This window comes from Tritonibacter mobilis F1926, assembly GCF_000376545.2.
GTDB classification, from domain to species: Bacteria; Pseudomonadota; Alphaproteobacteria; order Rhodobacterales; family Rhodobacteraceae; genus Epibacterium; species Epibacterium mobile.
This window is the reverse complement of record NZ_CP015230.1, coordinates 1,829,463-1,845,823: the sequence shown is the minus strand read 5'-3', so window position 1 is coordinate 1,845,823 and position 16,361 is coordinate 1,829,463. Positions and strand designations below refer to the sequence as shown.

Here is a 16,361-nt window from a genome sequence, read left to right as displayed (position 1 = left end):
GCGCGTTGCGAATTCTCTTTGAAAACCAACGGCAAAGCAGGTGGCGGATACACAAACGCCCGAGCGTTTACCGCTCGGGCGTTTTGTTATGGTCGGGCTAGCAGGACTCGAACCTGCGACCTTCCGTCCCCCAGACGGACGCGCTACCAGGCTGCGCCATAGCCCGTTGTTGGAGCTTTCTACTGCTTTTTGCGGCAGGGGCAAGAGGCGAATTCGATTTTTTCACGCTTTTTCAAAGTGCCCGTGGGGGCACGGGATTTCGAGGGTTATCGCGACGCAATGATGCCGCGCAGGGCTGTTGTGATTTCACGAAGCTCCCCTTGCTGTGCTGCCGACAGCGCGTTGAGTGCGGACAGACGCTGCAACAATCCAGCCGGAATATCACCTGTGGGGGTGTCTGAGACCTCAATCACGCGGGGGCGCGGTTGCGTGCTGCTGTCGCCCAGTTCCATATCGGAAACTGGTGCCTTGGCAACATCAGGTGCCGCATGTTCCGCATCCATATCATCCGCAAGGTCTTGATCCGGAGCGGTAAAGTCAGATTCCGGGAGGGAGAATTGTGCGGCGGCATCGACAGAGGTCTCGGCATCCGCAATCACATCATCCTGCGGCTCGTCTGCTGTGGTAAAGATGTTTTCAGCATCCGTATCGGTGATGTCGGTGCTGATGGTATCCGTCTCGGTGATGTCTGTCTCGGGGGTGTCCGAGGCAAATTCCGGAGTGTCTGGCTCAAATTCGACGGAAGGTGTCTCAGAAAGAGCGGCCGTCGCTGTCGCCATGGCCGCAGCCATTTCGGCAGCCGGATCGGAGGAAGGAGCCAGTTCTGGGGCTTGGACCGTTTCTTCGGGCGTCACCTCTTCTTCTGCTGTCGCGCCAAACTCAGTCTCTGCGGTCTCGTCCGGGGTATCTGAGGAGAAATCATTTTCTGCGACAGGACCCGCAGCGGGGGTCGTCTCTGTTGGCAGCTCGGCGCTCTCGTCAACGGGCGGCACGCCGAAAGAGGGCGCAACCTCCTCTGTCGCCACGTCCTCGGCTGCGGTCAAATCGTCGGAAACCTCTGGCGCGCGCATCTCTGTCGCAGGAGCCACGTTCATGGGCTGAGATTCGGGAGCGGCCTCATCGGTGCCCAGCTCTTGCGAAACCTCGGGCAAATCCGCTGGCAACTCCTCCGACTGAGGCTCCGACAGAGGCGAGGGGGCGGTCTGTTGCTGTGGCGGCGCGGCAAAGAAATCCTGTTGATCGCTCGATGCGGGAGAGCTTGCGGCGCTTGTCGGTGCAGAAGCCGGGGAGGTGGCCTGTTGGATCGCTTGCGCCTGACTTGCCACATCCCGCGTGGGTGCGGGGGCGTCGGGCAGATCAAAGGGCATGGCAATCTGATCAACGGCCTGTTCCTGCGGCGCGGCGGATATGGGCGCGTCGGTTGGGTGATCGTCAGCCGAAAGCTCAGTCTGTGGCAGCTCTGCCGAAGCCGTTTCGCTTGGCTCGTCGGCAGAGAGACTGGGCTGCGAGGGCTGCGCTGCATCCGAAGCCGGGGCAGGTTGAGCCGCTGGAGCGGCGCCAACGGAGGCCGCAGGCGCTATCGGCGGGCGAGTGGGCGTTGGGGCAGCAGGTGTGGTCTGAGGCGCGACATCCGATTGCGGTGCTGCTGTCGGTGAGGGATCGGCAGGCACAGCCCCCATATCCTCAAACGCGGTGGAGGGCGCATTATCTGCAATCGGTGTGTCTTCGTCTGACACAGGCCCGGCGGGTGCCACGTTTTCTGACGCCTGAGGGGCGGCGGCAGCAGGTGCCGGCGATTCAGGTGCGGGCGATTCTACCTCATGCGAGGTGCTTGCCGGAGCATTCGCAGTATCCGCGGCAGGCAATGGCGTCTCAACAGGAGCCGAAGGTGCAACGTCGGCCTGCGCGTCGGCGACCGGTGCTGCAGGTGCGGGGGCTGCTTTGGGCGGTCCCGCAGGGTAGGGTGGCGGAGCGGGCGGTGCCACTTTGCGCGGCGCGTGTTCCTCTTCACCGAGGGGCTCGCGGTCTACCACCGGGCGACGCGGCTTTTCTGCCTCGGGCTCGGCGGCTGCGGGATCAACCCATTTGCTCGCCGGTTTTGCCTCAATCGGTGATTCGTCTTCTTCCTCGCCATCGAGAGGTTTGGACAAGGACTGGACGTGCTGGATGCCTTCTTCACGCAAGAGCGCCTGAGCGTCTTTGATCGACAGGCCTTTGTCGTGCAGCAGATTCTGAATGCCGCCCAAAAGCAGCATGTCGGTGGGGCGATAATAGCGCCGCCCCCCTGCGCGTTTGACCGGCTTTACCTGCGTGAATTTGCTTTCCCAGAACCGCAGTACATGGGCCGGGACATCCAGCCATTCTGCGACTTCGCTGATGGTGCGAAAGGCGTCAGGAGACTTGGACATTGGGACGACCCTTTATTCACTGTGGCGCACAGGATTGGCGCAAATGGATGTGGCCCCGCTGATGGGGGCCAAGATTGAGACATCGAACATTATAGTCGACGACGGTTAACTCTTATTTCCGTCCGCGACGCGATCTTTCATCAGGTGAGAGGGGCGGAAGGTCAGCACCCGGCGGGGCTGGATCGGCACTTCTTCACCGGTTTTGGGATTGCGCCCGACACGCGCGGATTTATCGCGCACACTAAAGGTACCAAAGGAAGAGATCTTTACCTGTTCGCCGCGCACCAAAGCGTCGGACATATGCTGGAGCATGCTCTCCACCAGCTGCGCGCTTTCGTTGCGTGACAGGCCCACTTCGCGAAACACTGCCTCGCTCAGATCCATTCTCGTAATCGTTTTCTCTGTCATTGCCATCCCCGTTGTTTCCCAAAACAATAGGAGGTCAGGAATTTACCTGTCAATATCAATGAATTGGAAGACGCGGTTTCCCTCGCATTACCACCGCAAAACCACAGCACCCCACGCCAGACCGCCGCCAATGGCTTCGGTCACGATGAGATTACCCGGTTTGATCTGGCCACGCTCAACGCCGACGGACAAAGCCAGTGGAATGGAGGCAGCTGAGGTGTTCCCGTGATCCTGAACGGTCACGACCACCTTGTCCATGGGCAAGCCCATTTTCTTTGCAGTGCCTTGAATAATACGAATATTTGCCTGATGCGGGACAATCCAGTCCACATCATCGGTGCTGGCCCCGGCGCGTTCCAGCGCGGTGGTGGCGGTCGAAGCCAGTTTTTCCACCGCGTGGCGGAACACCTGATTGCCTTGCATGCGCAGATGGCCGGTGGATTGGGTGGACACACCCCCATCCACATAGAGCAAGTCCTTGTAACGACCGTCAGAATTCAGATCCGTGGCAAGGATGCCGCGATCCTCTGGGGTGCCTGCGCCCTCTTGCGCCTCCAGGAGAAGCGCGCCAGCGCCATCGCCAAAAAGCACGCAGGTCGAGCGGTCGCTCCAGTCCATGATGCGCGAAAACGTCTCGGCACCGATGACCAGCACCCGGTCGGCCTGACCGGAGGCAATCAGCGCATTGGCATTGGACAGCGCGTAGACAAAACCCGCGCAAACCGCCTGCACATCAAAGGCAAAGCCCTTGGTCATGCCCAGTTGCGACTGGACCATAGTCGCGGCGGAAGGGAAGGTCAGATCGGCGGTTGAGGTGGCGAGCACGATGGCGTCCACATCTTCTGCGGTGCGACCGGCGGATTTCAGCGCAGCCTCAGCTGCACGGGTCGCCATTTGCGAGGTGGTTTCACCTTCGGCGGCAAAATGGCGGCGTTCAATACCGGAGCGGGAGCGAATCCACTCGTCTGAGGTCTCCAGCGTGGCCTCGAATTCCGCGTTTTCAACAATGCGTTCGGGGAGGTAGTGCCCTGCGCCAATCACAACTGCGCGTCGCGTCATTCGTTTGCCTGCCTTCTAATTCAAACTCCCGGTCTCAGAATCGCCGGGACCGCCCGCGTCTGCGGACGTTGCGTCATCTTGGGCAAGCTCTACGGCGGATGCAACCCGGGCTGCAAGCTTTTCCGCAAATCCTTGTTCTGCAAGGAGAAACGCCAGTTTCACCGCGGCCGAAACACCGGTCGCATCGGCACCACCATGTGATTTCACAACAGTGCCATTGAGGCCAAGGAAAACGCCACCGTTCACCCGGCGTGGGTCGATCCGCTTGGAGAGGCGTGACAGCGAGGTATAGGCCAACAACGCCGCAAGGCGCGAGAGAATCGAATATTCAAAGGCTTCGCGCATCGCCGAGCGCAACAGGCTGGCGGTGCCTTCGCCGGTTTTGATCGCGACATTGCCGGTAAAGCCGTCGGTCACGATCACATCGGCGATATCGCCGGGAATGTCGCTGCCCTCGACAAAGCCCACAAACTCGAAATTGGCCTTCTCCGCGTTCTGAGAGATCAGCGCATAGGCTTCTTTCAGCTCTGCACGGCCTTTGTGCTCTTCGGTGCCGACGTTCAACAGCCCCACACGCGGGCAGGGGAGATCCATCGAGTTGCGGATATAGGAGGTGCCCATCAGGGCGTATTGCAGCAGATCCTCTGCATCGGCGCGCACATCGGCGCCCACGTCGAGCATGACGTTAAAGCCCTGCGGATTGCGCGAGGGCCAGAGAATCGCAATTGCCGGGCGGTTGACGCCCGGAAGTTTGCGCAGCCGTAGCATCGACAGCGCCATCAGCGCGCCGGTATTGCCACAGGATACCACGCCATCCGCCTCGCCAGAGCGCACGGATTCAAGGGCAGACCACATCGAGGTGCCCTTGCCATTGCGCATGACCTGACTTGGCTTGTCTTCCATCGTGACCACATCGCGTGCGTCACGAATCTCCACGCGGCCCTTCAGGGTTTTCCTGCGGGCCACAAGGGGTTCAAGCTGTTCGACAGGGCCATGGAGCAGAAACCCGATGTCGGGATTCTTGCTCGCGGATTTGGCGATGCCCGCGACCACTACGGCCGGGCCGGCATCGCCACCCATGGCGTCCACCGAAATCACGGTGCGGCGGGCATCTGCCTGCGATGGAGCGGTGTTACCCGTCATACGACTGCGTGCCTGCCTGGCATTCGTGATCCCGTTTCGACTCAGGCCGCGTCTTCGTCCAGGTCGATCTCGTCGGCCTGAGCTACGATCTCTTTGTCGTCATAGTGGCCGCAGGAGGGGCACACGTGGTGAGGACGACGCAGTTCACCGCAGTTGGAGCATTCGTTCGGGTTTGCAGCAACCAGAGCATCGTGCGCGCGGCGGTTGTTGCGGCGCGATTTGGATACTTTGTTCTGTTGGACAGCCATGTCTCAACCTTTGTCTAACTAGGGCCATCAAGCAGCAGAGCCTTCAGGCGCGTTTCATGTTTCCGTGTCAATCGGTGTGACGTCCGGTGTGACGTGCGTGTAGGCCGCAGTCTCTCCGATGTCCAACCAAAAATTCCGATGAGCGCGCGAAAATACTGCGAATCTTCGTTTGCGCAAGCGATTTCTTAGAGTTCAGCGGTCTTGAGCGCCAGTGCCAACATCAGAAGGGTGGAAATTTCCGCCTCTCAACGCAGCCATGGTGCGCCTGTGTCCGATTGAGCCTTTTGTCTCAGGAGTCCTTGTCGCCGGGTTTGAGCAAATCTGCAAGCCCTGCGAAGGGGCGGGTGTCCTCATCCGTCATCGGCTGCGTGCCCGGTTCAGCGTGCACATGCTGACCAAGTTCCGCACCATCCTTGCGCGGATACTGCGGCAGATTGAGCGCAACGCTTTCCAGCATCACATCATAAGGAGAGATGAAGTCACCCAGCTCGTCGATATTATCATCTTCGCCCATCTCGACTTCGGCCTCGTCGGGGATATCGATCTCCGCGAGGAAGAGACGTTGCACGTCGGTGTCGATCCGGGTTGTCACCGGCTCCAGCGTGACGACGCAGGGCTGTGTTACGGTAAAGCCGAGTTTGGCCTTTAGAACCCAGTCGCGTTTGCCGCGGGCCTTGATCTCGCCTTCGAAACGCAACTTGCGCAACGCGTCAACGCCCAGTTCACTGGCAATATCCGTCAGCGCTTTGGCCTCTGGCGTCAGTGTGAACCGCGTGGGGCGGTTCTGCGGCAGATCGGCAACCCGCAGGGCGGCAGTTTCAGATGGGGTCGAACTCACGAGTGTACTTTCATTTCTTGAACCATTAGCTCGAGTTAGGTAATCGGGACTTCAGTCTTTATCAACCCGAACGACAGGGGAAGCGCATGATTGCAAGTCCGAAGACCGTAAAATCCGCGATGCGGAGTGCGCTTCTCGTCGGCGCGTTGGTGGTGGTGACCGCCTGTACCGCCCAATATCGCAAGCATGGCTGGATTCCGGGGCCGGAACTCTTGAACGAAGTTGTGGTCGGTGTCGATACCCGCGATTCGGTTTCCGAGACCATCGGAGAGCCGACCATCGACTCGCTCGCGGATGACAGCGGTTATTATTACGTGACCTCGCGCATCAAACGCTTTGGCGCCAAGCAGCCTGAGGTGGTCTCGCGCGATCTGGTGGCGATCACCTTTGACGGGCGCGGCGTTGTCGACAGCGTTCAGCGCTACACATTGGCAGACGGTCGGGTCATCCCGCTGGAGCGCCGGGTCACCGACTCGAGCCTCGAAGACAAGACCTTCCTGCGTCAGCTGATTGGCAACCTCGGCAACTTCAATCCGGGTAGCTTCCTGCAATAAGGGCCTGCGATATCGCATGGCAGCAGTTAAATTTGGTCCGGGGGATGAATTCGTCACCCGGACTTCACATGTTTTGTGATAGCAATGCAAAGCACCCGTCGCCTCTGGGGGCGGCGCAAGCTAATGAACAAGCAGACGCGAGCAGACCATGGCCATGTCCTCCCGGTCCCAATCCCCCGACACGTTCTCCGATGCCGAAATTTTGCTGACGAAAGGGCGCTATCAGGCCCGGCTTGCGGCAACGCCTGCGGATGTCACTGCGGTTCAGGCATTGCGGACCTTGTGTTTTCGCACTGCGGAGATTGATCGCGACGGGTTTGACGACACTTGCGCCCATGTGCTGGTCGAAGATACGCGCAACGGGGCATTGGTGTGCTGTTTCCGCATGCTGGTTCTGGAGGGCGGTGCAGAGGTCGCGCGCACCTATTCCGCGCAGTATTACGATCTCTCGGGATTGCAGGATTTTGAGGGTCGCATGGTGGAAATGGGCCGGTTCTGCATCCATCAGGGCTGGAATGACCCGGACATTTTGCGCGTCGCGTGGGGGGCGATGACCACTTTTGTGGATCGTGAGAACATCCAGATGCTGTTTGGCTGCTCGTCGTTTGCCGGGACTGAGACCGAAGACTATCTGGATGCCTTTGCGATGCTGAAGCATCGCCATCTGGCCCCCAAACGCTGGCTGCCCCGTGTTAAAGCACCCGATGTGTTCCGCTTTGCCGCAAGGCTGCGGCGCAAACCCGACGCCAAAAAGGCGATGCTCCGGATGCCGCCCTTGCTGCGCACCTATCTGATGATGGGCGGCTGGGTCAGCGACCATGCGGTGGTCGACCGGCATATGAACACGCTGCATGTGTTCACCGGCCTTGAGATCGGTGCCATCCCGCCCGCCCGCAAGCGCCTGCTGCGTGCTGTTGCGGGCTAGGCAGCCCCTCTGCATCTCATGACACGTTGACGAAGGCAGCGGCGCGGTTTAGCTCCGCTCCTATGGCACGTATTCCTCTTTTGCAGATGTCCGGTATCTCGCTGACCTTTGGTGGCGATCCGGTGTTTTCCGACCTCGACCTCGTAGTGCAGCCCGGTGACCGGGTGGCGCTTGTGGGGCGCAATGGATCGGGTAAATCGACCTTGATGAAAGTCATGGCCGGTCTTGTGGAGGCGGATGCCGGCTCCATCGTGATCCCACCCGGCAATTCCGTGGGCTATATGGAGCAGGACCCCAAGATGGAGGGGTTTGCCACGCTGGGAGATTTTGCCGCCTCAGAGCTGGAGCCCGGCGAGCTTTATAAGGTGGAGCGCGCGGGCGAAGGGCTGAAGTTTGATCCCGCCCGCCCGGTGGAGACCGCCTCTGGTGGCGAGCGCCGCCGTGCTGCGCTGGCCAAGCTTATGGCCGAAGCGCCCGAGCTGATGCTCTTGGATGAGCCGACCAACCACCTTGATATTGAAGCGATTTCCTGGCTGGAGAGCGAGCTGGCCTCGACGCGCGCCGCCTTTGTGCTGATCTCGCACGACCGGGCGTTCCTGCGCGCACTCACCCGCGCCACGCTCTGGGTGGACCGTGGTCAGGTGCGCCGTCAGGACAAGGGGTTTGAGCATTTCGAAGCCTGGCGCGACAAGGTCTGGGAAGACGAGGATATGCAGCGCCACAAACTCAACCGGCTGATCAAATCCGAGAGCCGCTGGGCGGTCGAGGGGATCTCGGCCCGGCGCAAACGCAACATGGGCCGGGTGCGCGCCTTGCAGGATCTGAAATCCGAACGCGCCAGCCAGATCAAGCGGCAGGGTGCGGCGGCGATGGAACTGGAGGCGGGGCCAAAATCCGGCCGCAAAGTGATCGAGGCCGAGGGCATCGCCAAAAGCTTTGGTGACAAGCAGATCCTCAACCACTTCTCCCTCACAGTGCAGCGCGGCGAGCGCGTGGCTTTTGTCGGTCCCAACGGGGTGGGCAAGACGACGCTGTTGAAGATGCTGCTGGGGCAAGAAACCCCGGATGAGGGCACGGTCAAACAGGGCACCAATCTGGAAATCGCCGTGTTCGATCAGACCCGCGATCAACTCGATGGTGATTCGAGCCTGTGGGAAAACCTCACGGCCGATCCGTTGATGGGGATCTCCGGCAAGGCGGATCAGGTGATGGTGCGCGGACAGCCCAAACATGTGGTGGGCTATCTGAAGGAGTTCCTCTTTGACGAGCGCCAGGCCCGCGCGCCGGTGCGTTCGCTTTCGGGCGGTGAAAAGGCCCGACTGCTGTTGGCCAAACTGATGGCGCGCCCGTCGAATATGCTGGTGCTGGACGAGCCGACCAACGATCTCGACGTGGAGACGCTGGATCTGCTGCAAGAGCTTCTGGACGCCTATGACGGCACCGTGCTGCTGGTGAGCCACGATCGCGATTTTCTGGATCGTGTGGCGACCACGACGGTGGCGATGGAAGGGCAGGGGCAGGCTACGGCCTATGCGGGCGGATGGAGCGATTATCTCGCACAGCGCGCGCCGGTTGAGGGACCCGAAAAGGTCGAAAGAACAAAAGCCTCTAAGCCCAAGCCAAAGGTCGAATCGCCCAAAGAGGCGCTCAGTTTTAAGGAAAAGCACCGGCTTGAGGCGCTGCCCGACGAGATTGACCGACTGGAAAAGGAGATCGCCAAGCTCGAAGAGCTGATGGCAGATCCAGAGCTGTTCACGCGCGAACCGGTGAAGTTCAAGAAAGCCACTGAGGCGCTTGTGGAGCGACAGGAAAAACTGGCCGCATCCGAAGAGGAATGGCTGCTCTTGGAAGAAAAAGCCGCCGGATGAGGCGTTTCGCTTCGGGCAAAGCCCGAAGCGACCAGCGCCGCGCGCGCCCCTGCGGGGCGCGCGCGGCGCTCGGCCCAACGGGATCGATCCGTCCCTTGGGGCGGTGAGGACGGGCGGGAGGGCTCCCGCAGTTGACACCTGGGCGTCAACGCATCCGCAGCGCGCCGTCGAGGCGGATCACCTCGCCATTCAAGTAGCCCATTTCGACGATAAACCCGGCCAGGCGCGCGTATTCCTCCGGCTGCCCCAGTCGGGCAGGGTTTGGCACATCGGCGGCAAGCTGGGCTTGTGCCTCTTCGGGCAGGCCCGCCAGCATCGGCGTCATGAAAATTCCCGGCGCAATCGCCATCACCCGAATCCCTGAAGAGGCCAGATCTCGTGCCATGGGCAGGGTCATACCCACGATACCACCCTTTGAGGCCGCATAGGCTGCCTGACCCTTCTGACCGTCGAACGCGGCGATCGAAGCGGTGTTGATGATGACGCCCTGCGCGCCATCTGCTTCGGGGCTGTTTTTTGCAATCTCTGCCGCCGCCAGACGCGAAACGTTGAAGCTTCCGACCAGATTGATATCGACGGTTTTCTGAAACGCGCCAAGGGGATGCGGGCCGTCGCGGCCAACTATCTTGATCGCGTGAGCGATGCCGGCGCAGTTCACAGCCGCGCTCAATCCGCCCATTTTTTCCACCGCCAGCGCGATTGCAGCTTCAACACTGTCCTCGCTGGTCACATCGGTTTCAGCAAAATGCGCACCGATGCTTTCAGCGATTTTCTGACCACGATCAACGTCCCGGTCCAGAATGGTCACCTCAGCACCTGCGTTGCGGAAATGGCGAGCGGTGGCCTCCCCAAGACCGGATGCGCCGCCAGTGACCACGGCGCGTGTGGTTGCGAGTTTCATTTGTCCCGCTCCTCCCATGAAATGAACATGTGTTCAAATAATCATGGCAGGCCGAAGCTGTCTAGTGCCGTCATTCCCCCTGAGGCGAGAGTCAGGCCCCCATCAGGTTCAGATCGATCGACGCCAGAGGCGCCAAGCGCCGTCCCATCGGAGGCCAATAGAGCCATGTTCCCCCCAGACGTTCTAGGCGCGCGCCAGTCCCCAGTTTGAACCGTGCAAGCCCGCTGGCATCCTCAGTATTGATCACGCCTAGATCGAGCTGGCGAATACCTTTAGACGCAAGCCACTCCATCGCGTTCCACATCAATAGGTTATGCGCCGACAGACTCCGCCCGCGATCGGTACTATGCGCGATATGATAGGTTGCTCCATCGCCATGGGTGAGCACCAGAATGCCCGCAACCGTCTCGCGCCCCTCATGCGCCTCAAACAGTTTGGCCGCGCCGCGATTGGCCTCGCCATAGGCCAGTGTCAGGGCGGTGGGCCAGCTGCGATAGCGTCGCCGTTTCTGTTGCGCGGCATCGGCGCGAAGCAACCAGTGATCGGGGGCCATCGGCATGTTCTGCCGGGTGATGCGTAACGCCTGTGTCTCCGCGTGTGAGAGACGATTGCGCCATTTCTGCTCCAGCCCGCTGCGTCGCAGAGCACGATCAGGGGGGATATCAACCACGCCAACACAGGCCGGAGTCATCAAGGGCAGCGCCCCAAGACGCGCAAGCTCGGGCACCGGGCGTTCCGGCGATAAAATCACAGGCGTGCGCTGCAGCCCTTCTTCTTGCAGGATTTCCAGCAGGCGTGCGGGTTTGTGAAGCTCTGCGCGATTGATCATCGCAACCGGAAGGCCCCAAACTTTCCGCCGCAATACGAGCATATCCTGCATGCGGTCCAGACGCATTGGGCGTTGTCCCAACACCTGCAGAGCACGCGAAAACTCGGTGGATTGCGGGAGTGCGCGGATGGTTTCGGTACGCTTCAAGGTGCGGGGCATGACAGCTGCGGAGCCAAGATCAAACATGACGCCATTAACAGGATTGAAACCTAATTCATGGTTAATGAGACCATGAAAAGGACCGTTAAAATCTACGGAAAAACCGCCCCCGGCGCGCGTATGACAAAATGCGCGGCGCTGTTGATCGCCACGGCGCTGTCAATTCCAACCTTTATCATACTGACGTTGATCGATTTCGCCTTCCTGTAGCACGAAATCGCAATGCTCATTCTTCTAACCCCAAATATCCTGGGGTGAATTGGCCGTTGGCCAAGAGGGGCAACGCCCCTCCTGACAGGTCTTGATCTGCGCGAGGCGCTCAGCCTTCGAGCTGTACCAGCGCGTGGCGTTTTTTGCCTGCAGAGAGCTTGATCGGCGACGCAAGCGCTGCCGCGTCGATCATCAAACCCGCATCCGTAAGCGGTGCATCATCGAGCCTTGCGCCATTCTCAGAGATCAGTCGCTTGGCTTCCTTGCCGGATTTGGCCAGACCCGATTTTACAATGATCTGCACAATCGACATCCCCTCGCCCAGCTCTGCAGCCGAGAGCGACAGGGTCGGAAGATCATCGCCCACGCCGCCTTTCTCGAACACTTCGCGCGCGGTGGCCTCAGCGGCTTTGGCGGCTTCGGCCCCGTGCAGGAGCGTCGTGACCTCATTGGCAAGAATGATCTTGCCCTCGTTGATCTCAGACCCTTGCAGCGCGCCCAGACGGTCGCATTCCGCAACCGGCAGCTCGGTATAGAGCTTTAGGAATCGCCCCACATCGGCGTCCGTGGTGTTGCGCCAGAACTGCCAGAACTCATAGGGGCTGAGCATTTCGTCATTGAGCCAGATCGCGCCACCTTGAGATTTGCCCATCTTACGCCCGTCCGAGGTGGTCAGCAGCGGCGAGGTCAGGCCAAAAATCTCATTTTCCAGCACCCGGCGTGTCAGGTCGATGCCGTTGACGATATTGCCCCATTGATCCGACCCGCCCATCTGCAAAACGCAGCCATAGCGGCGGTTCAGCTCGAGGAAGTCATAAGCCTGTAGGATCATGTAGTTGAACTCGAGGAAGGACAGAGATTGTTCGCGATCCAGGCGCGATTTTACGCTCTCGAAGGACAGCATCCGGTTCACCGAGAAATGCCGCCCGATATCGCGCAGGAACTCAAGGTAATTGAGCCCATCCAGCCACTCGGCGTTGTTGAGCATCATCGCGCCGGTCTCGCCGTAGTCGAGGTATTTGGCAAATACCTTCTGCATGCCGGCGATATTGGCGTCGATCTGCTCGGGCCCCAAGAGAGGGCGTTCGTCCGAGCGGAACGAAGGATCGCCGACCTTGGTGGTGCCGCCACCCATCAGGGTGATCGGGCGATGACCGGTTTTTTGCAGCCAGCGCAGCATCATGATGTTCAGAAGGTGACCCACATGCAGCGACTGCGCTGTGGCGTCATAGCCGATATATGCCGTCTGCGTACCGCTCACCAGCGCCTCATCGAGACCCTGATAATCGGTGCAGTCCGCCAGGAACCCGCGTTCCATCATGATGGCGATGAAGTCCGATTTCGGATGGTAGGTCATAGCATGCCTCGGCTTTTGAATATGCAAGCGGCTGTATAAATCGCATCGCAACCGGTTGGAACCTGTTTTCGGGACAAATTGCGCGGTGTAATATGTCTGCCAACGGGCGGTACGGCCCGGTTTTGCAAGGAAGTGTGCAGAGATGAGCAGAGCCATATCCAAGTCAGGCCCGGTGCGGGCGCTGGGGGCGATGAGCGGGACATCGCTCGACGGGGTGGATGTTGCGGTCCTGGAGACCGACGGACAGGCGATTTTCGGCTTTGGCGAGACGGGTTATCGCGCCTATTCAAGCGCGGAACGTGAGGTGCTGCGCGCGGCCCTCGGCCAATGGAGTGGTGATGCGGTGACGGCTGCGGCACGTGTGGTTGAGGCCGCGCATGTCGAGGTGATGAAGGATCATCTGGATGTGGATCTGATCGGATTTCACGGCCAGACGGTCGCACATGCGCCGCGCTTGCAGGGCACGCTTCAGGTGGGCGACGGTGGCACCCTGGCAGAGGCACTGGGGCGACCGGTGGTTTGGGACTTCCGCACTGATGATGTCAGTATGGGCGGCGAGGGCGCGCCGCTGGCGCCGTTCTTCCACCACGCCTGCGCGCGCTACATTGGTGCAACGGAGCCGTTGTGTTTTCTGAACCTCGGCGGGGTCGGCAATCTCACCTATGTCGATCCGCGGGTGGAGCGCCCCGAGGATGCGGGTGCCTTGCTGGCGTTTGACACAGGGCCTGCCAATGCGCCGATCAATGACTTCCTGCAGCGGCGTCTTGGTCTGCAGATGGATGAGGGCGGTAAGGTGGCCAGTGAAGGTGTGGTTGAGAATGGCGCGCTGGAGCTGTTTCTGGCAGAGCCCTATTTCTCAAGGATGCCGCCAAAGTCTTTGGACCGAAATGATTTTCCGGAAATGATTGGCCTTGTGACCGAGTTGAGCGATGCGGATGCCACCGCCACACTTACAGCCATGTGCGCCGCTGCGGTGGCGCAGGGGATGGAGCATTGCCCTGAGGCCCCTGCAAAGGTGCTGGTCACCGGTGGGGGGCGGCACAACCCGGTGTTGATGGAAATGCTCAGCGTGTCGCTGGATTGCCCGGTGGAGCCAGTGGAGGCCGTTGGGCTGGATGGCGACATGTTGGAGGCGCAGGCTTTTGCCTATCTGGCGGTGCGAGTGGCGCGGGGCATGGCAACCTCCGCACCACGCACAACCGGCGTGCGCGCCTGCGTCGGAGGCGGCATCGTGACGGTGCCCGAGGGCTGGACTACGCGCGCCAGTTAATATGTCTCTCAAGTACGGGGAGGCTCCCGCCCGTCGCGGGCAGCATTTGAAATGCACCCGCTCCCGTTGGGCCGAGCGCCGCGCAGCCGGAACGGCTGCGCGGCGCGGGTCGCTTAGGGCTGTGCCCGAAGCGAAATACCTCAGGCGTGGTTAGTTGCGTGGAATGTCAAAGCCTTCGGGCGCGAGGGTGAAGCCGGAAAACTCAAACCCCGGCGACACCGTGCAGCTGACCAATGTCCACGCGCCAGTGCTGCGTGCGGCTTGCCAGTGATCCTTGGGAACAATCACCTGCGGGCGGCCCTCCCGCAAGTTTGGGGTCAGGAGGTGATCTCTGGCTGGGCCATTGTCGGTCTCTGAAAGAGAGAGGATGAGCGGCGCGCCTGCGTGATAGAGCCAGATTTCCGTGGCATCGACCCGGTGCCAGTGGCTGCGCTCGCCTGCGCTAAGCAGGAAGTAGATACAGGTGCCACAGGGCCGAGGTGAGGGGCCACGGGTGTCTTCGCCGGTGTCCTCAACCCAGGTCTGGCGGTACCAGCCGCCCTCGGGGTGACGTTCCAGTCCAAGGATCTGGATAATCTCATCTGCGTTCATGTCCTGCGTCATGCACTACGGCTCCGAAGTTGTTGTGATTGCGGGTGGTAATTCGGGTGGGGCGGCATATGTTTGGCCCATGACCTTCGATATCCCGTTTGACAATACATATGCGCAACTTGCGCCTGAGTTCTACAGCCGGCAGGCCCCAACCCCGGTAGAGGCCCCTCGACTCATTGTCTTCAACGACGCGCTTGCCGCCCGGTTGGGGATCACCCGCGGGCGCAATGAGGAACTGGCCGACATCTTTGGCGGCAATGTGGTGCCTGAGGGGGCTGACCCGTTGGCGCAGCTTTATGCGGGGCATCAGTTTGGCAGCTACAACCCGCAGCTTGGCGATGGGCGCGCGGTGCTTTTGGGCGAGGTTGTGGGCACCGATGACATCCGCCGTGATATCCAGCTCAAGGGCTCCGGTCCCACGCCTTATTCGCGCAATGGCGACGGGCGCGCGTGGCTCGGCCCGGTTCTGCGTGAATATGTCGTCTCTGAGGCTATGCACGCGCTGGGTATCCCGACTACGCGGGCGCTGGCGGCCGTGGAAACGGGCGAGACGGTCTGGCGTGAGGGCGGCTTGCCCGGGGCGGTTCTGACCCGCGTGGCGCGGAGCCATCTGCGCGTGGGCACCTTTCAGATCTTTGCCGCGCGCGGCAATCACGAGGCGCTGCGGACCCTCACGGACTACGCTATTGCGCGCCACTACCCGGAGGCGCAGGGGCCAATGGGGTTGCTGCGAGCGGTGCGGGATGCACAGGTAGAGCTGATCTCCGCGTGGATGGGCGTGGGGTTCATTCATGGGGTGATGAATACGGATAACTCCTCCATTGCGGGGGAAACCATCGATTATGGCCCCTGCGCCTTTATGGATGTCTATCATCCAAACCGGGTGTTTTCCTCAATTGATCGCACCGGACGCTATGCCTATGCGAATCAGCCGCAGATCGCGGTCTGGAACCTCGCGCAGCTCGCCACGGCGCTGATCCAGCTGGAGGATGATCCCGAAAGCGTGCTGGATGAAGCAACCGAAATCGTCCATGCCATGCCGGATCTATTACAAGAAGCATGGCTGCGCCGGTTCTGTGCAAAGATCGGCATCGGCACTGTCGCTGAGGGCGATTTGGAATTGGTGAGCGATCTGCTGCAAGTGATGGCACAAGGGCAGGCCGATTTCACCAATAGCTTCCGTGCGCTTTTGGAGGGACATGCTCGCGATCAGTTTCTTGAGCCTGCAAGCTTCGACGCCTGGGAGGCGCGCTGGAAAGAGCGTATAAAAAGTGAAACGGATACCGAAGCGCGAATGGCGCGCACCAACCCGGTTCTGATCCCGCGCAATCACCGGATCGAGCAAATGATCGCTTCGGCGGTGGCAGGTGATTATGCCCCGTTTGAGCGTCTGATGACCGCATTGGCGTCGCCGTTTGAGACCAGCGAAGAATTTGCAGACCTGCGCCACCCACCTGCAAAGGAGGAGGTGGTGCAGGCGACGTTCTGCGGCACCTGAGCAGAGGGGTCTGCCCTGCCAAGGCAAGAGGCTTTGCGCCCCCTCGCTTTTGTTGGCGCTTTAGCGCCTATGAAAGGGGCGGGAGAACGCCCGGG

Annotated in this window: 16 protein-coding genes and 1 tRNA gene; 6 read left to right on the top strand and 11 right to left on the bottom strand. The window is 60.6% G+C overall.

Annotation, left to right across the window (positions count from 1 at the left end; genetic code table 11):
• Positions 1 to 89 precede the first annotated feature (89 nt).
• From K529_RS08840 to K529_RS08810, 7 genes are all read right to left on the bottom strand, one after another.
• A tRNA-Pro gene (locus tag K529_RS08840) sits at positions 90 to 166 on the bottom strand.
• 100 nt (positions 167 to 266) lie between these two features.
• Complete coding sequence (locus tag K529_RS23035) at positions 267 to 2,408, bottom strand: MerR family transcriptional regulator (RefSeq protein WP_080929593.1); 2,142 nt, start codon at positions 2,406 to 2,408, stop codon at positions 267 to 269.
• Between the two features lie 105 nt (positions 2,409 to 2,513).
• Complete coding sequence (gene ihfA / locus K529_RS08830) at positions 2,514 to 2,816, bottom strand: integration host factor subunit alpha (protein ID WP_005623412.1); 303 nt, start codon at positions 2,814 to 2,816, stop codon at positions 2,514 to 2,516.
• A gap of 87 nt (positions 2,817 to 2,903) precedes the next feature.
• On the bottom strand, positions 2,904 to 3,875 hold the full coding sequence (locus K529_RS08825) for a beta-ketoacyl-ACP synthase III (RefSeq protein WP_005623414.1): 972 nt from the start codon (positions 3,873 to 3,875) through the stop codon (positions 2,904 to 2,906).
• Between the two features lie 15 nt (positions 3,876 to 3,890).
• Positions 3,891 to 5,018 (bottom strand): phosphate acyltransferase PlsX, encoded by a 1,128-nt coding sequence (plsX, locus tag K529_RS08820; RefSeq protein WP_005623416.1) that lies wholly within the window; start codon positions 5,016 to 5,018, stop codon positions 3,891 to 3,893.
• A gap of 41 nt (positions 5,019 to 5,059) precedes the next feature.
• The gene (gene rpmF, locus K529_RS08815; RefSeq protein WP_005623419.1) at positions 5,060 to 5,266 is read right to left on the bottom strand and encodes a 50S ribosomal protein L32; all 207 of its coding nucleotides are present in this window, start codon (positions 5,264 to 5,266) and stop codon (positions 5,060 to 5,062) included.
• Between the two features lie 289 nt (positions 5,267 to 5,555).
• Entirely contained in the window at positions 5,556 to 6,104 is a 549-nt protein-coding gene (locus K529_RS08810; RefSeq protein WP_005623423.1) for a YceD family protein, read from the bottom strand.
• 86 nt (positions 6,105 to 6,190) lie between these two features.
• On the opposite strand from K529_RS08810, the gene K529_RS08805 reads away from it, so the two are divergent.
• The 3 genes from K529_RS08805 to K529_RS08795 all read left to right on the top strand — a co-directional run bounded on the left by K529_RS08805 (position 6,191) and on the right by K529_RS08795 (position 9,451).
• On the top strand, positions 6,191 to 6,658 hold the full coding sequence (locus K529_RS08805) for an outer membrane protein assembly factor BamE (RefSeq protein ID WP_005623425.1): 468 nt from the start codon (positions 6,191 to 6,193) through the stop codon (positions 6,656 to 6,658).
• A gap of 148 nt (positions 6,659 to 6,806) precedes the next feature.
• Positions 6,807 to 7,583, top strand: a complete 777-nt coding sequence (locus tag K529_RS08800) for a GNAT family N-acetyltransferase (RefSeq protein ID WP_005623427.1) — start codon at positions 6,807 to 6,809, stop codon at positions 7,581 to 7,583.
• 62 nt (positions 7,584 to 7,645) lie between these two features.
• On the top strand, positions 7,646 to 9,451 hold the full coding sequence (locus tag K529_RS08795) for an ABC-F family ATP-binding cassette domain-containing protein (protein WP_046002325.1): 1,806 nt from the start codon (positions 7,646 to 7,648) through the stop codon (positions 9,449 to 9,451).
• Between the two features lie 145 nt (positions 9,452 to 9,596).
• Here the strand turns inward: K529_RS08795 and K529_RS08790 are convergent, their stop codons facing one another.
• Positions 9,597 to 10,352 (bottom strand): SDR family NAD(P)-dependent oxidoreductase, encoded by a 756-nt coding sequence (locus K529_RS08790; RefSeq protein ID WP_005651702.1) that lies wholly within the window; start codon positions 10,350 to 10,352, stop codon positions 9,597 to 9,599.
• A 91-nt stretch (positions 10,353 to 10,443) separates the two neighbouring features.
• The gene (locus tag K529_RS08785) at positions 10,444 to 11,367 is read right to left on the bottom strand and encodes a GNAT family N-acetyltransferase (RefSeq protein ID WP_005651703.1); all 924 of its coding nucleotides are present in this window, start codon (positions 11,365 to 11,367) and stop codon (positions 10,444 to 10,446) included.
• Between the two features lie 45 nt (positions 11,368 to 11,412).
• Here K529_RS08785 and K529_RS23665 point away from each other — a divergent pair, with 45 nt between their 5' ends.
• A complete protein-coding gene (locus K529_RS23665) occupies positions 11,413 to 11,550 on the top strand; it encodes a hypothetical protein (protein ID WP_165810291.1) in 138 nt (45 codons plus the stop codon).
• Positions 11,551 to 11,659: 109 nt separating this feature from the next.
• Here the strand turns inward: K529_RS23665 and tyrS are convergent, their stop codons facing one another.
• Positions 11,660 to 12,907, bottom strand: a complete 1,248-nt coding sequence (gene tyrS / locus K529_RS08780) for a tyrosine--tRNA ligase (protein WP_005651705.1) — start codon at positions 12,905 to 12,907, stop codon at positions 11,660 to 11,662.
• A 142-nt stretch (positions 12,908 to 13,049) separates the two neighbouring features.
• On the opposite strand from tyrS, the gene K529_RS08775 reads away from it, so the two are divergent.
• A complete protein-coding gene (locus K529_RS08775) occupies positions 13,050 to 14,177 on the top strand; it encodes an anhydro-N-acetylmuramic acid kinase (RefSeq protein WP_046002324.1) in 1,128 nt (375 codons plus the stop codon).
• Positions 14,178 to 14,327: 150 nt separating this feature from the next.
• On the opposite strand, the gene K529_RS08770 is transcribed toward K529_RS08775, so the two are convergent.
• Complete coding sequence (locus K529_RS08770) at positions 14,328 to 14,780, bottom strand: cupin domain-containing protein (RefSeq protein ID WP_110590703.1); 453 nt, start codon at positions 14,778 to 14,780, stop codon at positions 14,328 to 14,330.
• A 67-nt stretch (positions 14,781 to 14,847) separates the two neighbouring features.
• Here K529_RS08770 and K529_RS08765 point away from each other — a divergent pair, with 67 nt between their 5' ends.
• Positions 14,848 to 16,266, top strand: a complete 1,419-nt coding sequence (locus K529_RS08765) for a protein adenylyltransferase SelO (protein WP_046002358.1) — start codon at positions 14,848 to 14,850, stop codon at positions 16,264 to 16,266.
• Positions 16,267 to 16,361: the final 95 nt, after the last annotated feature.

Bases quoted from the DNA above. Each gene is read 5' to 3' on its own strand.
- K529_RS08785 (WP_005651703.1), bottom strand. From the start codon at position 11,367: ATGTTTGATCTTGGCTCCGCAGCTGTCATGCCCCGCACCTTGAAGCGT.
- K529_RS23665 (WP_165810291.1), top strand. From the start codon at position 11,413: ATGAAAAGGACCGTTAAAATCTACGGAAAAACCGCCCCCGGCGCGCGT.
- K529_RS08795 (WP_046002325.1), top strand. From the start codon at position 7,646: ATGGCACGTATTCCTCTTTTGCAGATGTCCGGTATCTCGCTGACCTTT.
- K529_RS08765 (WP_046002358.1), top strand. From the start codon at position 14,848: ATGACCTTCGATATCCCGTTTGACAATACATATGCGCAACTTGCGCCT.
- K529_RS23035 (WP_080929593.1), bottom strand. From the start codon at position 2,408: ATGTCCAAGTCTCCTGACGCCTTTCGCACCATCAGCGAAGTCGCAGAA.
- plsX (WP_005623416.1), bottom strand. From the start codon at position 5,018: ATGACGGGTAACACCGCTCCATCGCAGGCAGATGCCCGCCGCACCGTG.
- K529_RS08800 (WP_005623427.1), top strand. From the start codon at position 6,807: ATGGCCATGTCCTCCCGGTCCCAATCCCCCGACACGTTCTCCGATGCC.
- K529_RS08775 (WP_046002324.1), top strand. From the start codon at position 13,050: ATGAGCAGAGCCATATCCAAGTCAGGCCCGGTGCGGGCGCTGGGGGCG.
- K529_RS08790 (WP_005651702.1), bottom strand. From the start codon at position 10,352: ATGAAACTCGCAACCACACGCGCCGTGGTCACTGGCGGCGCATCCGGT.
- ihfA (WP_005623412.1), bottom strand. From the start codon at position 2,816: ATGACAGAGAAAACGATTACGAGAATGGATCTGAGCGAGGCAGTGTTT.
- K529_RS08770 (WP_110590703.1), bottom strand. From the start codon at position 14,780: ATGACGCAGGACATGAACGCAGATGAGATTATCCAGATCCTTGGACTG.
- rpmF (WP_005623419.1), bottom strand. From the start codon at position 5,266: ATGGCTGTCCAACAGAACAAAGTATCCAAATCGCGCCGCAACAACCGC.
- K529_RS08805 (WP_005623425.1), top strand. From the start codon at position 6,191: ATGATTGCAAGTCCGAAGACCGTAAAATCCGCGATGCGGAGTGCGCTT.
- K529_RS08825 (WP_005623414.1), bottom strand. From the start codon at position 3,875: ATGACGCGACGCGCAGTTGTGATTGGCGCAGGGCACTACCTCCCCGAA.
- tyrS (WP_005651705.1), bottom strand. From the start codon at position 12,907: ATGACCTACCATCCGAAATCGGACTTCATCGCCATCATGATGGAACGC.